Origin of the sequence: Vibrio rumoiensis (genome assembly GCF_002218045.2) — a bacterium.
GTDB classification, from domain to species: Bacteria; Pseudomonadota; Gammaproteobacteria; order Enterobacterales; family Vibrionaceae; genus Vibrio; species Vibrio rumoiensis.
In genome coordinates, this window is the sequence record NZ_AP018685.1 from 318623 (window position 1) to 333008 (window position 14386).

23 protein-coding genes are annotated in these 14386 nt (G+C 43.5%); 20 read left to right on the forward strand and 3 right to left on the reverse strand.

Going from position 1 to position 14386, the window contains the following annotated elements; genetic code table 11:
* Window positions 1-12 precede the first annotated feature (12 nt).
* From rplX to rplQ, 16 genes are all read left to right on the forward strand, one after another.
* Entirely contained in the window at window positions 13-327 is a 315-nt protein-coding gene (gene rplX / locus VRUMOI_RS01475; RefSeq protein ID WP_027697921.1) for a 50S ribosomal protein L24, read from the forward strand.
* Window positions 328-341: 14 nt separating this feature from the next.
* Entirely contained in the window at window positions 342-881 is a 540-nt protein-coding gene (gene rplE, locus VRUMOI_RS01480) for a 50S ribosomal protein L5 (RefSeq protein WP_027697920.1), read from the forward strand.
* 17 nt (window positions 882-898) lie between these two features.
* Window positions 899-1204 carry a 30S ribosomal protein S14 gene (rpsN, locus tag VRUMOI_RS01485; RefSeq protein WP_027697919.1) on the forward strand — a complete coding sequence of 102 codons (306 nt, stop codon included), beginning with the start codon at window positions 899-901 and terminating at the stop codon, window positions 1202-1204.
* 29 nt (window positions 1205-1233) lie between these two features.
* Window positions 1234-1626, forward strand: a complete 393-nt coding sequence (rpsH, locus tag VRUMOI_RS01490; RefSeq protein ID WP_089122135.1) for a 30S ribosomal protein S8 — start codon at window positions 1234-1236, stop codon at window positions 1624-1626.
* A 10-nt stretch (window positions 1627-1636) separates the two neighbouring features.
* Entirely contained in the window at window positions 1637-2170 is a 534-nt protein-coding gene (gene rplF / locus VRUMOI_RS01495; protein WP_089140016.1) for a 50S ribosomal protein L6, read from the forward strand.
* Window positions 2171-2179: 9 nt separating this feature from the next.
* Entirely contained in the window at window positions 2180-2533 is a 354-nt protein-coding gene (gene rplR / locus VRUMOI_RS01500; protein WP_027697916.1) for a 50S ribosomal protein L18, read from the forward strand.
* A gap of 14 nt (window positions 2534-2547) precedes the next feature.
* Window positions 2548-3048, forward strand: coding sequence for a 30S ribosomal protein S5 (rpsE, locus tag VRUMOI_RS01505; RefSeq protein ID WP_017026378.1), 501 nt, complete (start codon window positions 2548-2550; stop codon window positions 3046-3048).
* A gap of 6 nt (window positions 3049-3054) precedes the next feature.
* A complete protein-coding gene (gene rpmD, locus VRUMOI_RS01510) occupies window positions 3055-3231 on the forward strand; it encodes a 50S ribosomal protein L30 (protein WP_089140017.1) in 177 nt (58 codons plus the stop codon).
* 5 nt (window positions 3232-3236) lie between these two features.
* Window positions 3237-3671: a 50S ribosomal protein L15 gene (gene rplO / locus VRUMOI_RS01515; RefSeq protein WP_089140018.1), complete on the forward strand. Its 435-nt coding sequence runs from the start codon at window positions 3237-3239 to the stop codon at window positions 3669-3671.
* A 20-nt stretch (window positions 3672-3691) separates the two neighbouring features.
* A complete protein-coding gene (gene secY, locus VRUMOI_RS01520) occupies window positions 3692-5026 on the forward strand; it encodes a preprotein translocase subunit SecY (protein WP_017026375.1) in 1335 nt (444 codons plus the stop codon).
* A 42-nt stretch (window positions 5027-5068) separates the two neighbouring features.
* Entirely contained in the window at window positions 5069-5182 is a 114-nt protein-coding gene (gene rpmJ, locus VRUMOI_RS01525; RefSeq protein WP_000868186.1) for a 50S ribosomal protein L36, read from the forward strand.
* A gap of 147 nt (window positions 5183-5329) precedes the next feature.
* Window positions 5330-5686, forward strand: a complete 357-nt coding sequence (rpsM, locus tag VRUMOI_RS01530) for a 30S ribosomal protein S13 (RefSeq protein WP_005450559.1) — start codon at window positions 5330-5332, stop codon at window positions 5684-5686.
* A gap of 21 nt (window positions 5687-5707) precedes the next feature.
* On the forward strand, window positions 5708-6097 hold the full coding sequence (gene rpsK, locus VRUMOI_RS01535) for a 30S ribosomal protein S11 (RefSeq protein ID WP_027697910.1): 390 nt from the start codon (window positions 5708-5710) through the stop codon (window positions 6095-6097).
* A gap of 29 nt (window positions 6098-6126) precedes the next feature.
* Window positions 6127-6747: a 30S ribosomal protein S4 gene (gene rpsD / locus VRUMOI_RS01540; RefSeq protein ID WP_089140019.1), complete on the forward strand. Its 621-nt coding sequence runs from the start codon at window positions 6127-6129 to the stop codon at window positions 6745-6747.
* A gap of 24 nt (window positions 6748-6771) precedes the next feature.
* Window positions 6772-7764: a DNA-directed RNA polymerase subunit alpha gene (locus tag VRUMOI_RS01545; RefSeq protein WP_017026372.1), complete on the forward strand. Its 993-nt coding sequence runs from the start codon at window positions 6772-6774 to the stop codon at window positions 7762-7764.
* A gap of 26 nt (window positions 7765-7790) precedes the next feature.
* Entirely contained in the window at window positions 7791-8177 is a 387-nt protein-coding gene (rplQ, locus tag VRUMOI_RS01550) for a 50S ribosomal protein L17 (protein ID WP_089122139.1), read from the forward strand.
* Between the two features lie 116 nt (window positions 8178-8293).
* Here the strand turns inward: rplQ and VRUMOI_RS01555 are convergent, their stop codons facing one another.
* Window positions 8294-8758, reverse strand: a complete 465-nt coding sequence (locus VRUMOI_RS01555) for a DUF2780 domain-containing protein (RefSeq protein WP_089140020.1) — start codon at window positions 8756-8758, stop codon at window positions 8294-8296.
* A 108-nt stretch (window positions 8759-8866) separates the two neighbouring features.
* Window positions 8867-9487: an FKBP-type peptidyl-prolyl cis-trans isomerase gene (locus tag VRUMOI_RS01560; RefSeq protein WP_089140021.1), complete on the reverse strand. Its 621-nt coding sequence runs from the start codon at window positions 9485-9487 to the stop codon at window positions 8867-8869.
* Window positions 9488-9650: 163 nt separating this feature from the next.
* Here VRUMOI_RS01560 and VRUMOI_RS01565 point away from each other — a divergent pair, with 163 nt between their 5' ends.
* On the forward strand, window positions 9651-10301 hold the full coding sequence (locus VRUMOI_RS01565; RefSeq protein WP_089140022.1) for a LysM-like peptidoglycan-binding domain-containing protein: 651 nt from the start codon (window positions 9651-9653) through the stop codon (window positions 10299-10301).
* Between the two features lie 11 nt (window positions 10302-10312).
* Here the strand turns inward: VRUMOI_RS01565 and VRUMOI_RS01570 are convergent, their stop codons facing one another.
* Complete coding sequence (locus VRUMOI_RS01570) at window positions 10313-10762, reverse strand: GNAT family N-acetyltransferase (RefSeq protein ID WP_089140084.1); 450 nt, start codon at window positions 10760-10762, stop codon at window positions 10313-10315.
* 269 nt (window positions 10763-11031) lie between these two features.
* Here VRUMOI_RS01570 and cobA point away from each other — a divergent pair, with 269 nt between their 5' ends.
* From cobA to cysN, 3 genes are all read left to right on the forward strand, one after another.
* On the forward strand, window positions 11032-11907 hold the full coding sequence (gene cobA / locus VRUMOI_RS01575; protein ID WP_089140023.1) for a uroporphyrinogen-III C-methyltransferase: 876 nt from the start codon (window positions 11032-11034) through the stop codon (window positions 11905-11907).
* A 61-nt stretch (window positions 11908-11968) separates the two neighbouring features.
* Window positions 11969-12877 (forward strand): sulfate adenylyltransferase subunit CysD, encoded by a 909-nt coding sequence (gene cysD / locus VRUMOI_RS01580; RefSeq protein ID WP_089140024.1) that lies wholly within the window; start codon window positions 11969-11971, stop codon window positions 12875-12877.
* A gap of 42 nt (window positions 12878-12919) precedes the next feature.
* Complete coding sequence (gene cysN / locus VRUMOI_RS01585) at window positions 12920-14374, forward strand: sulfate adenylyltransferase subunit CysN (RefSeq protein ID WP_089140025.1); 1455 nt, start codon at window positions 12920-12922, stop codon at window positions 14372-14374.
* The last annotated feature ends 12 nt before the right edge of the window (window positions 14375-14386 follow it).

The following is a 14386-nucleotide window of genomic DNA, read 5'->3' on the forward strand; positions in this document are numbered from 1 at the left end:
AGCGGCAATAAAATGGCAGCTAAAATCCGTCGTAATGACGAAGTAATCGTTCTTGCTGGTAAAGATAAAGGCAAGCGCGGTAAAGTAACTAAGGTTCTCGAGACTGGTAAAGTTTTCGTTGAAGGTATCAACCTTGTTAAAAAACACCAAAAGCCTCAACCGGCTCTAGGTCAACAAGGTGGCATCGTTGAACAAGAAGCAGCTATTGATGCTTCTAACGTTGCAATCTTTAACGCATCTACTGGTAAAGCGGATCGTATCGGTTTCCGTTTGGAAGAAGGCAAAAAAGTGCGTTTCTTCAAATCAAACGGTGAATTAATTAAGTAATTTGGAGTTCTACTATGGCGAAACTGCATGATTACTACAAGTCGTCTGTAGTCGCTGAACTGACCAAAGAGTTCAGCTACACAAGCGTCATGCAAGTCCCTAGGATTGAGAAAATCACCCTAAATATGGGCGTTGGTGAAGCAATCAACGATAAGAAACTACTTGAGAATGCTGCAAGTGATATGGCGACCATTTCTGGTCAAAAGCCACTAATCACTAAAGCACGCAAATCTGTTGCTGGTTTCAAAATTCGTGAAGGCTACCCAATTGGTTGTAAAGTAACCTTGCGTGGCGAGCGTATGTGGGATTTCTTTGAGCGTTTGATTTCTATCGCTCTTCCACGAGTACGTGATTTCCGTGGTGTTAGCGCTAAGTCTTTTGACGGACGCGGTAACTACAGCATGGGCGTTCGCGAGCAAATCATCTTCCCGGAAATCGACTACGATAAAGTCGATCGTGTACGCGGTCTTGATATTACTATCACGACGTCTGCAAACACTGATGAGGAAGGCCGAGCTCTGCTGGCTGCCTTTAACTTCCCATTCCGCAAATAAGGTGAAGGGTTACTGTTATGGCTAAACAATCAATGAAAGCACGTGAAACAAAACGTGCCAAGCTTGTAGCACAATACGCTGAAAAGCGTGCTGCGCTAAAAGCAACCATCAGTGATGTTAACGCATCTGAAGAAGATCGTTGGAACGCAGTTCTTAAACTGCAAGCTCTTCCACGTGATTCAAGTGCATCGCGTCAGCGCAACCGTTGCAACCAAACTGGTCGTCCACACGGTTACCTACGTAAATTCGGTCTAAGCCGTATCAAAGTTCGTGAAGCTTGCATGAAAGGCGAGATTCCTGGACTTCGTAAGGCTAGCTGGTAATTGCCACTTAATCATTTGGAGTAAATCATATGAGCATGCAAGATCCGATTTCGGATATGCTGACCCGCATTCGTAACGGTCAGGCAGCAAACAAAGTTGCTGTGAAAATGCCTTCTTCAAAGCTTAAAGTTGCAATTGCTACTTTACTAAAAGCTGAAGGCTACATCGCTGATTTCGCTGTTGAAGGCGAAGTAAAACCAGAGCTAGAAGTTACTCTTAAGTACTTCCAAGCAAAACCAGTAATCGAGCAAATCCAACGTGTTTCACGTCCTGGTCTTCGCGTCTATAAGAAAAAAGACGAGTTGCCATCAGTGATGGGCGGTTTGGGTGTTGCTGTTGTTTCCACTTCCAAGGGTCTGATGTCTGACCGTGCTGCTCGTAAAGCAGGTCTTGGTGGTGAAATCATCTGTTACGTAGCTTAAGGAGTAGTATATGTCTCGTGTTGCTAAAGCACCTGTCGCTATTCCAGCTGGCGTAGAGGTGAAACTGAATGGTCAAGAAGTTACTGTTAAAGGTGCAAAAGGTGAGTTAACTCGCGTTTTACACAATGCAGTAGTGATCGCTCAGGAAGAAAACAACCTGACTTTCGGTCCACGTGAAGGTGTAGTGAATGCTTGGGCTCAAGCAGGTACTGCGCGTGCACTTGTAAACAACATGGTTGTTGGTGTTACTGAAGGCTTTACGAAGAAGCTAGTTCTAAAGGGTGTTGGTTACTGTGCTGCTATTAAAGGCAACTCTGTAGCTCTAACTCTAGGCTTCTCTCATCCTGTAGAGCATGAATTGCCTTCAGGTGTTAAAGCTGAATGTCCAAGCCAAACTGAAATCGTATTAACTGCTTGTGATAAGCAATTAGTCGGTCAAGTTGCTGCTGACATTCGTTCTTACCGTGAGCCTGAGCCTTATAAAGGCAAAGGTGTTCGTTACGCAGATGAAAATGTGCGTACTAAAGAAGCTAAGAAGAAGTAAGGTAACACTATGGATAAGAAAGCATCTCGCATCCGTCGTGCTACACGTGCACGTCGTAAGATTGCTGAGCTAGGTGCAAACCGCCTAGTAGTACACCGTACTCCGCGTCATGTGTACGCTCAGGTTATCGCACCAAACGGCTCTGTGGTTATCGCTTCTGCTTCTACTGTAGAAAAGGCGATCCGTGAGCAAGTTAAGAATACTGGTAACGTTGACGCTGCTAAAGCTGTAGGTAAAGCTATTGCTGAGCGCGCTATCGAAAAAGGCATCTCTGATGTGGCTTTCGATCGTTCTGGTTTCCAATACCACGGTCGAGTGGCGGCACTTGCAGATTCTGCACGTGAAGCTGGTCTGAAATTCTAAGGTAGGGTTGGAAGATGGCTAAACAAGAACAACAAGCTTCAGATTTGAATGAAAAGCTTATCGCTGTTAACCGTGTATCTAAGACGGTTAAAGGTGGTCGAATCTTTAGCTTTACTGCACTAACTGTAGTTGGTGACGGTAATGGTCGCGTTGGTTTCGGTTACGGCAAAGCTCGTGAAGTACCAGCTGCGATTCAAAAAGCAATGGAAAAAGCGCGTCGTAACATGGTTACTATCGCTCTTAACGAAGGCACTCTTCACCACTCAGTGAAAGGTCGCCACACAGGCTCTAAAGTTTACATGCAACCAGCTTCTGAAGGTACAGGTATCATTGCCGGTGGTGCAATGCGTGCAGTACTTGAAGTTGTAGGTGTTCATAACGTACTTGCGAAAGCGTACGGTTCTACGAACCCTATCAACATCGTTCGTGCAACGATCGATGGTTTGAGCGGCATGAAGTCACCAGAAATGGTTGCTGCTAAACGTGGTCTAACTGTTGAATCTATTTCGGAGTAAGAACACATGGCAACTATTAAAGTAACTCAAACTAAAAGCTCAATTGGTCGCCTACCAAAGCACAAAGCTACTTTGCGTGGACTAGGCCTTCGTCGAATCAACCACACTGTTGAACTTGAAGATACTGCTTGCGTACGCGGCATGATCAACAAAGTTCAATACATGGTTAAAGTTGAGGAGTAATCAGAATGCGTTTGAATACTCTATCACCGGCTGCGGGTTCTAAGCCTTCTAAGAAGCGTTTAGGTCGTGGTATCGGTTCTGGACTAGGTAAAACTGGTGGCCGCGGTCACAAAGGTCAAAAATCACGTTCTGGCGGCTCTGTTCGTCCAGGTTTTGAAGGTGGTCAAATGCCTTTGAAACAACGTCTACCAAAATTCGGTTTCACTTCTCGTAAGAGCCTAGTGACTGCTGAAGTTCGTCTAGCTGAGCTAGCGAAAGTAACGGCTGACGTTATCGATCTTGACAGCTTGAAAGCTGCTAACGTAATCACTAAGAACATCGAGTTTGTTAAAGTTGTTCTTTCTGGTGAAATCAGCAAGCCAGTAACTGTTAAAGGTCTACGTGTGACTAAAGGTGCTGTAGCTGCTATCGAAGCTGCTGGCGGTAAAGTCGAAGCTTAATCTTCGAAGGATAGGTACAGATGGCTAAAAAACCAGGACAAGATTTCAGTACTGCTAAACAGGGTACTGGTGAATTAAAATCGCGTTTATTATTCGTAATCCTCGCGCTTTTGGTATTCCGAGCTGGCTCTTTTGTGCCGATTCCTGGTATTGATGCGGCTGTACTTGCCGATTTGTTCGAACAGCAAAAAGGTACCATCATTGAAATGTTTAACATGTTCTCTGGTGGTGCTCTTTCGCGTGCATCTATATTAGCGTTGGGCATCATGCCGTATATTTCGGCTTCGATTGTTGTCCAATTGCTAACTGTAGTTCATCCAGCGTTAGCGGAACTCAAGAAAGAGGGTGAAGCAGGCCGTCGTAAGATAAGCCGATACACACGCTATGGCACGCTTGTACTAGCAACTTTCCAAGCAATTGGTATTGCAACTGGTCTGCCGAATATGGTCCAAAATCTGGTCGTTATCGACCAAACCATGTTCACAATCATTGCTACCATCAGTTTAGTAACCGGTACCATGTTCTTAATGTGGTTAGGTGAACAAATTACTGAGCGTGGAATTGGTAACGGTATCTCGTTGATTATTTTTACGGGTATTGTTGCTGGGTTGCCAGCTGCAATCGGACATACAATTGAGCAAGCGCGTCAAGGTGAATTGAACGTGCTTCTTCTATTGTTAATCGCTGTGGTTGCGTTCGCTGTTATTTATTTCGTTGTTTTCATGGAACGTGGTCAACGTCGTATTGTCGTTAACTATGCGAAGCGTCAGCAAGGTCGTAAAGTGTTTGCAGCACAAAGTACGCATTTACCATTGAAGATAAACATGGCAGGTGTAATCCCAGCTATATTTGCTTCAAGTATTATCCTGTTTCCAGGTACTCTTGCTCAATGGCTTGGCCAGAACGGTGAAAGTAAAACATTTGGTTGGTTAACGGACGTGTCATTAGCACTGAGCCCAGGTCAACCGTTGTATATAATACTTTATGCGACAGCAATTATTTTCTTCTGTTTCTTTTATACAGCGATGGTATTTAACCCTCGTGAAACAGCAGATAATTTGAAGAAGTCCGGTGCATTCGTACCCGGCATCCGCCCAGGTGAGCAGACAGCTAGATATATAGATAAAGTAATGACTCGTTTAACACTAGTTGGTGCTTTATATATTACCTTTATTTGTCTAGTCCCACAGTTTATGATGACCGCTTGGAACGTTAAGTTCTATTTCGGTGGTACTTCACTACTTATCGTAGTGGTAGTAATCATGGACTTTATGGCACAGGTACAGACTCATCTGATGTCTCAGCAGTATGATTCTGTGTTGAAAAAAGCGAATCTGAAAGGCTATGGCCGCTAATAACAGCGGGTATAGTTCAGATTTCATTTACGGAGTTTAGCAATGAAAGTTCGTGCTTCCGTTAAAAAAATCTGCCGTAACTGTAAAGTTATCAAGCGCAACGGTGTTGTGCGTGTAATTTGCAGTGAGCCAAAGCATAAACAACGCCAAGGCTAATTAGCAGAAATTTTTACTTGAAATATGAGGGCAGGCCGAGTATATTCCTCGGCCTACCTTTTGCGTGCAAAAGAAGTAGTATGCCGCTGCGTATCCTCGACGGGCTCTGCAGCGGATAATTCTTTATATAAGTACTAGGAGTGAATAGTGGCCCGTATAGCAGGCATTAACATTCCTGATCAAAAACACGCTGTTATCGCATTAACTGCGATCTACGGCATCGGTAAAACTCGTTCTCAAGCTATTCTAGCTGAAGTGGGTATTGCTGAAGATGTTAAGATCAGTGAACTAACTGAAGAGCAGATTGATCAACTGCGTGATGGTGTAGCTAAATACACTGTAGAAGGTGATCTACGTCGTGAAGTATCGATGAACATCAAGCGTCTTATGGACCTTGGCTGTTACCGCGGTCTTCGTCATCGTCGCAGTCTACCACTACGTGGACAGCGTACTAAAACCAACGCACGCACTCGTAAGGGTCCGCGCAAGCCGATCAAAAAATAATCGGATAAGGTAGAGAGTACAATGGCAAAACAACCAACACGCACGCGTAAACGCGTTCGCAAGCAAGTAGCAGATGGCGTAGCGCACATCCATGCTTCTTTTAACAACACAATCGTGACCATCACTGACCGTCAAGGTAATGCTCTTTCATGGGCTACTGCAGGTGGTTCAGGTTTCCGTGGTTCTCGTAAATCTACGCCGTTCGCTGCACAGGTTGCTGCTGAACGCGCAGGTGAAATGGCCAAAGAATATGGCCTAAAGAACTTGGAAGTTATGGTTAAGGGCCCTGGTCCTGGTCGTGAGTCTACTATCCGTGCTTTAAACGCATTGGGTTACCGCATCACTAACATCGTTGATGCAACTCCGATCCCTCATAACGGTTGTCGTCCACCTAAGAAACGTCGCGTTTAATTCGTTTCTAGGAATATTGGAGAAAGATCATGGCAAGATATTTGGGCCCTAAGCTAAAGCTTAGTCGTCGTGAAGGTACTGACTTATTCCTTAAGTCAGGTGTCCGCGCGATCGATACCAAGTGTAAAATTGATAACGCACCAGGTGTACACGGCGCTCGTCGCGGTCGTCTATCTGAGTTTGGCGTTCAGCTTCGTGAGAAGCAAAAAGTTCGTCGTATGTACGGCGTACTAGAAAAACAATTCCGCAACTACTACAAAGAAGCTGCACGCCTTAAAGGCAATACAGGTGCAAACCTGCTTCAACTTCTTGAAGGTCGTTTAGATAATGTTGTTTACCGTATGGGTTTCGGTGCTACACGCGCTGAATCACGTCAACTAGTTAGCCACAAAGCTATCTTAGTAAACGGCAAAGTAGTTAACGTTCCTTCATTCAAAGTTACGGCTAACGACGTTGTTTCTATTCGTGAAAAAGCTAAACAGCAATCACGTATTAAAGCTGCTCTAGAAGTTGCTGAACAACGCGAAAAACCAACTTGGATTGAAGTAGATGCTAGCAAGATGGAAGGTGTGTTTAAACGCATCCCAGAGCGTTCTGATCTATCTGCTGACATCAACGAACACTTGATCGTCGAACTTTACTCTAAGTAAGGTTTAAACAAAAGAGAGGACACAATGCAGGGTTCTGTAACAGAATTTCTTAAGCCACGTCTTGTTGACATCGAACAGATCAGCACGACACATGCAAAAGTAACTCTTGAGCCTTTAGAGCGTGGTTTTGGCCACACTTTAGGTAATGCACTTCGCCGTATTCTTTTATCTTCTATGCCAGGTTGTGCTGTAACAGAAGTTGAGATTGAAGGCGTTCTACACGAGTACAGCACCAAAGAAGGCGTTCAAGAAGATATCCTTGAGATTCTTCTGAACCTGAAAGGGTTAGCTGTAAGTGTTGCCGAAGGCAAAGATGAAGTGTTTATTACACTAAAAAAATCAGGCTCGGGCCCTGTTGTTGCAGGTGACATCATCCATGATGGTGATGTAGAGATCGCTAACCCAGAACACGTTATTTGTCACCTAACGGATGACAAAGCTGAAATCGCTATGCGCATTAAAGTTCAACGTGGTCGTGGTTATGTTCCGTCTTCAGCTCGTATCCATACTGAAGAAGATGAGCGTCCAATTGGTCGTCTACTTGTTGATGCAACATACAGCCCGGTTGATAAAATCGCCTACGCTGTAGAAGCAGCACGTGTAGAACAACGTACTGACTTAGACAAGCTTGTTATCGATATGGAAACAAATGGCACTTTAGAACCTGAGGAAGCTATCCGTCGTGCGGCTACAATCTTAGCTGAACAATTGGATGCATTCGTAGATCTTCGCGATGTACGTGTTCCAGAAGAGAAAGAAGAGAAGCCGGAGTTCGATCCTATTCTACTGCGTCCTGTAGACGATCTTGAACTAACAGTTCGCTCTGCTAACTGCTTGAAAGCAGAAGCGATTCACTACATCGGTGATCTTGTACAGCGTACTGAGGTTGAGCTTCTTAAAACGCCAAACCTTGGTAAGAAGTCTTTAACAGAGATTAAAGATGTTCTAGCGTCGCGCGGTCTTTCTCTAGGTATGCGCCTAGAAAACTGGCCACCAGCGTCGATTGCTGAAGATTAATTGATATTAGTTAGAAGGATTAGGTCATGCGCCATCGTAAGAGTGGTCGTCAACTCAACCGCAACAGCAGCCATCGTAAAGCGATGTTTAGCAACATGGCTAGCTCTCTAGTTCGTCATGAAGTTATCAAGACAACTTTGCCTAAGGCAAAAGAGCTTCGCCGCGTAGTTGAGCCTTTGATTACACTAGCTAAGACTGACAGCGTTGCTAACCGTCGTCTAGCATTTGCTCGCACTCGTGATAACGAAGTTGTAGCAAAATTATTTAATGAATTAGGTCCACGTTTTGCTGCCCGTCAAGGCGGTTACACTCGTATCCTAAAAGCTGGCTTCCGTACAGGTGATAAAGCGCCAATGGCATACATTGAGCTTGTTGACCGTCCAGAAGCAGCAGCTGAAGAAGCTGCTGAGTAAGCAAGTTAAATAAATAAAGAACGCCGAGTATTGATTACTCGGCGTTTTTTTATGTCTCAAATATGGAAAAGTACATAGTAAAAAACGCCTAGCACTTAAGGCGCAATTGCTGTGTATTATTTCCAAAGACTGGTTAATGAGCCCAGTAGATCGCTACTTGCCCCTTCATCACCTAAATAATCTAGTATGATTGGCACGTATTGTTCAACCATTGAGCTATCTAGCCCGAGTTTTTCAAATGCAGTTTTTACCGCTGCCATACTATCTAATGAGCTACCTGCTGATTTTGCACTATTCAACAGCCCACTAAGATTGGAGGATAAGCCAGAGAACTCTTTTCCAGAAGTTCCAGATAGTTGATTGGAAGCCATTGCTAACAACGCGCCTGCGCCACCTGCAGCTTGTTCGGTAGAGACGCCTAATTGATCTTTTAGACTATTGACTAGCTCCGAACTGCTTTGAGCTTGAGTTGCTAATTTGGTCACGGCATCGGTATCTTTATCGCCAAGGCCGAAGAGTGCATAACTCGGTGACGATATCACAAGGCTAGCAGTGATTAAGGTAAGGGCCAGTTTTTTCATAACAGAATTCCATTTGTATTAATTCAGAAACTAGTTATAGCTGTTTTTTATGTATAAAAAAAGCAGCGGTCGCTGCTTTTATGTAACTTAACAATTTACAAATAATTGTTATAGGATAGCAAGAAGTTCAACTTCAAATACTAAAGCGGCAAAAGGAGGGATTGCTGCACCTGCACCACGTTCACCGTATGCAAGATCTTGAGGGATGTATAACTTCCACTTTGAACCTACAGGCATTAGTTGAAGTGCTTCAACCCAACCAGCGATAACGCCAGTTACTGGGAATTCAGCAGGTTGACCGCGAGATACAGAACTGTCAAATACTGTGCCGTCAGTTAATTGACCGTGGTAGTGTACACGTACTTGCTTGTCTGATGTTGGGATCTCGCCAGTGCCTTCAGTGATCACTTCGTATTGAAGACCAGATTCTAAAACCGTCACTTCTGGACGTAGACCATTGTCTTTCAAAAATACTTCACCATCTGCAGCAGCAGCTTTTGCCGCCTCAGCACGTAATGCTTCTGCACGAGTATGTAGTTCGCGAAGTGCATTGTTGATTTCATCTACTTCGATTTCAGGCATGTCACCCGTTAGTGATGTAGCGATACCTTTAGCGATAGCTGCAACATTAAGACCTTCTAGGCCACTTCCTGCAAGTTGTTGGCCCATTTGTAGACCAATACCATAACTTGCTTTTTGCTCAATAGTTTCTAATTTAACGTCAGACATGCGAATCTCTTGTTTGCTTAAATGAAGTACCAAGAATATCAGTTCTAACTAATAGATGAAATACGAGGTTAACAGTTACAGCTATAGAAAATTTTGTAATATACTGACAAAGTGAGTAGTTTATTGAATATCCTTGACGTAAATAACATTAGGATGATGCGACGTGAATCAACGTAAAAAAAATAACCCAAGCCGTACACAAGCACTTAAGGATAAACTTATTCAATCAGATCTTGTGAGTCGAGTTATTGACGCCTGGCACTCTCTGCCTAAGTTACATCAGCGTGTTTTGATGGTACTTATTCCTTTAGTCATTGTTTTATTACTACTTCCTAGTGAAAAAGCTCCAGAGCCTCAAACGCAAGAAGTCGTTGCTAAGCCTACGAAACCGTCACGCATGACCGTTCCTTTAGTTATTAATGGTGAAGAGACAGCGGCAACTAAACCTAAGCCTAAAGTTGAGAATAATGAAAAACGAGTGCAGTTAAGTGATCCTGAATCGAATTCAGAGGATAAACCTGAACGTAAGATCACGAATAATGCTGGGCCTGAGCCTTGGAATAATTATACGGTTGAGAAGGGGGACACGCTTTCTCAAGTATTTAGGAATAATGATTTATCTCTATCGGACTTAAATCAATTGGTTGAGATTGAGGGTAAAGATAAACCACTGAGCCAGATTAAGCATGGTCAGTTGATTCGTTTTAAGCTGACCAACCGTGGCGATTTAGATATTCTACAAATAGAAAAAGAAGATGGCCCAGTGATGTTTTTCCGCTTATCGAGTGGCGGTTTTGCCCGAAGTACTCAATAATCTAGGGTGTACTAGACTCTTCTTATCATATCAATATGAGGAATATCATCTTCTAGATATTCCTCTGAAATCTTCTCAAATCCATGTTTTGCATAATAGTGCTCAAGGTGAGATTGAGCTCCAATCGTAATATCAACGTCTCCCCATAATTGAATGCAGTATTCAAGGGCAGTCTGAATTAGTTGGTGACCAAGTCCGTTACCGCGATGATTTAAGTTTGTGGCGACACGTCCAATACTCGCAGTTTCAAAGCTTATCCCCTTTTCAAGTAAGCGAGCACAAGCGATCAATTGATTATCTTTGTAGCCCAGTAATTGATAAACCCCTTCAAGTTGGTCTTTGCCATCAAGTTCAGGGTAAGGACAAGTTTGTTCGACTACAAACACATCCACTCTTAATCTGAGTAATTGGTATAGCTCATGAGTGGTTAATTGTTCAAAAGATTTACAAATCCATTGCATAAAAACGATGCTCTCTCTAATTTCTGGCTTATTTACTTTAAATACTGAACCTAATTTCATCAGGTTACTTCCAAGATAATCGAGTTTATTTTTCAGTCAAGCCTTATCAAATCAGCTTTCATGTAGCGATTTTGTTCCTATGTATACCTTCCTTAAATATTCCCTTAGCAGTTATTCGAATAAAAAATGAAATTTTAGCATTTCAGCTAATAACATCAGATGGTCATAATGATTGCCTAATAAGCATTCAGATAAGAAGATCTCGTGGTATGGATACGATAACTTTATTCCCAAATAGGAAGGGAAGCCGGATGGCATCAAATAAAGCTAGCCGAACAAACGCTTTGCTAAGTTTTAGCCAAAGCCAATTGCAACCTGGTTGTGTTGCACTTATCGGCGCAGGTCCCGGTGATGCCGAGCTTTTAACTCTGAAAGCACTTTCTTATCTACAACAAGCCGATGTCGTGCTTTATGACTATTTGGTATCTGATGAAATTATGGCGCTTATTCCTAGCGAAACCATATTAGTTTGCGTAGGTAAGAAAGCGGGTCATCACAGTGTGCCTCAGCATAAAACTAACCAACTATTAGTGGATTTTGCCCAACAAGGCTACAAAGTTGCGCGTATTAAAGGCGGTGACCCCTTTATGTTTGGCCGCGGTGGTGAAGAACTAGAAGTGCTAGCGGATGCAGGTATTGGCTTTGAAGTGATCCCGGGCATCACTGCGGCGGCTGGTGCGACGGCTTACGCTGGGATCCCACTGACACATCGTGACTACGCCCAATCCGCCATGTTTATTACTGGCCACTTAAAGTCTGAAGATGATCATATGGATTGGTCAACACTTGCTCGTGGCCATCAAACGTTAGTGATCTATATGGGATTGATGAAGTCTTGTTATATCCAACAGCAATTGATTGAACACGGTAGGGCAATCGATACACCGGTTGCCATTATCGAACGTGGTACTCAAGCCCAACAAAAAGTGCTTATCGGAACGTTATCCGAGTTAGCTAATCTCGCTGAGGATGCTCAGTCTCCCTCTTTAATTGTTATCGGTGAGGTGGTGAGCCTAGCGTCAAAGCTCGCTTGGTTTGGCTCGCAAACGCAGCAGGAAAAATCAACTCAGTCGATGGCGATTTAGCTTAAGTAAGGCTCAGTATCGTCGACTATTAGGAACGCATTTCTCGCAAAGGACATGAATCATGGAACAAGAACGTTTAACCCATTTACAGCAACTTGAGGCGGAGAGTATTCATATTATCCGTGAAGTCGCGGCCGAGTTTGATAATCCGGTAATGATGTATTCAATCGGTAAAGATTCAGCGGTGATGTTGCATCTTGCCCGTAAAGCTTTTTATCCAGGAAAGATCCCTTTCCCACTTTTACATGTAGATACTGATTGGAAATTCAAAGAAATGATTGAATTTCGCGATCGTACTGCCAAGAAATATGGCTTTGATTTATTGGTGCACAAGAACCCTGAAGGTCTAGCGATGGGCTGTAATCCATTTGTTCATGGTTCATCAAAACATACCGATATCATGAAAACCCAAGGCTTGAAGCAAGCATTGAATAAATATGGTTTTGATGCGGCATTTGGTGGCGCCCGTCGTGATGAAGAAAAATCTCGAGCTAAAGAACGAGTCTATTCATTTCGCGATAAACACCATACTTGGGATCCAAAAAATCAGCGCCCAGAGCTTTGGCATACTTATAACGGCCAAGTGAATAAAGGCGAAAGCATCCGAGTATTCCCATTATCAAATTGGACGGAATTGGATATTTGGCAATACATCTACCTAGAAAATATTGAAATCGTGCCACTGTATTTATCGGCGGTTCGTCCGGTGGTGAATCGTGATGGTATGTTGATTATGGTCGACGATGATCGTTTTCAATTCGAAGAAGGTGAGAAGGTTGAGCATAAGAGTGTGCGTTTCCGCACGCTAGGTTGTTACCCATTAACGGGAGCGATCGAATCGGAAGCGGCGACGTTGCCGGAGATCATTCAAGAAATGTTAGTGGCGACATCCAGTGAGCGTCAAGGCCGTGCGATCGACCATGATCAATCCGGATCGATGGAACTGAAAAAGCGCCAAGGCTACTTCTAAGCTCGTTAAGTTATCGACTCAAGTTATCAAAAGGATTTTATTATGAACGCAGTTGTTGAAGCCGAACTGGCTGAATTGGGCATTGAAGGTTATCTCACCCAGCATCAGTATAAATCATTGATGCGTTTTTTAACCTGTGGCTCTGTGGATGATGGCAAAAGTACCTTAATCGGTCGCTTGCTCCATGATTCAAAGCAGATTTATGAAGATCAATTAGCCGCTGTGAATAGCGATAGCCAACGTGTTGGCACGACAGGTGAGCGTCCTGATTTAGCCTTATTAGTCGATGGTTTGCAGGCTGAGCGTGAACAAGGTATTACCATTGATGTCGCGTATCGTTATTTCTCAACCAAAAAGCGCAAATTCATCATTGCCGATACTCCGGGACACGAGCAATACACTCGTAATATGGCAACAGGTGCCTCGACTTGTGATGTGGCCGTGATCTTGATTGATGCGCGTAAAGGGGTGTTAGATCAAACGCGTCGTCATTCGTTTATTGCTAGCTTATTAGGTATTCGTCACTTTGTGGTGGCGGTGAATAAGATGGATCTAGTCGATTATTCTGAACAACGTTTTAACGATATCCGTGAAGAATATTTAGCGTTTTCGAAAAACTTAAACTCAGAGATTAATATTCAATTGATCCCGATCTCAGCATTAGAAGGTGACAATGTTGTTGATCAAACTCAGAATTTATCTTGGTATCAAGGTAAACCACTACTGCAAATCTTAGAAGACATCGATCTAAGCCAAGAACATACTCAAGGTGAGTTCCGGTTACCGGTGCAGTATGTCAATCGACCTAATCTCGATTTCCGTGGTTTTGCGGGTACGATTGCTAATGGAACGATTGCGGTCGGTGATAGTGTGACGGCTCTGCCTTCTGGTAAAAGCTCTAAAGTGGCTCGCATTGTGACGTTTGATGGCGATTTGGATTCTGCTCGAGCAGGTCAAGCGGTGACCGTGACTTTAGAAGATGAAATTGATATTAGTCGCGGCGACTTATTAGTTCCAACTGGCGCGACGATCAAAGCCACCAATCAGTTTTTAGCCGATGTAGTATGGATGACCGATCAGCCTTTTGCGACAGGACGTCAATACGACATTAAAGTGGCCGGTAAACAAACGGTAGGGCAACTGGAATCGATTAAGCATCAGTATGACATCAATAAGTTAGAAGAATTTGATGCGACGGAGCTGCCATTAAATGGTATTGGTTTGTGTGAAATATCATTAACGGAAACTGTTGCTTTAGATAAATACACCGAGTGTGCAGATACCGGTGGTTTTATCATTATTGACCGTTTAACCAATGTTACTGTCGGTGCTGGTATGGTGCGTGAACGTTTAACTCAACAACAAGCTAATACCACACCTGTATCGAGCTTTGAAGTTGAATTGAATGCGCTCATTCGTAAACATTTCCCACATTGGGGAGCGAAAGATATTAGCCAACTGTTTAACTCTTCTTCTCTCACTGTTCAGCAGCAGTAAGGCATGATAATG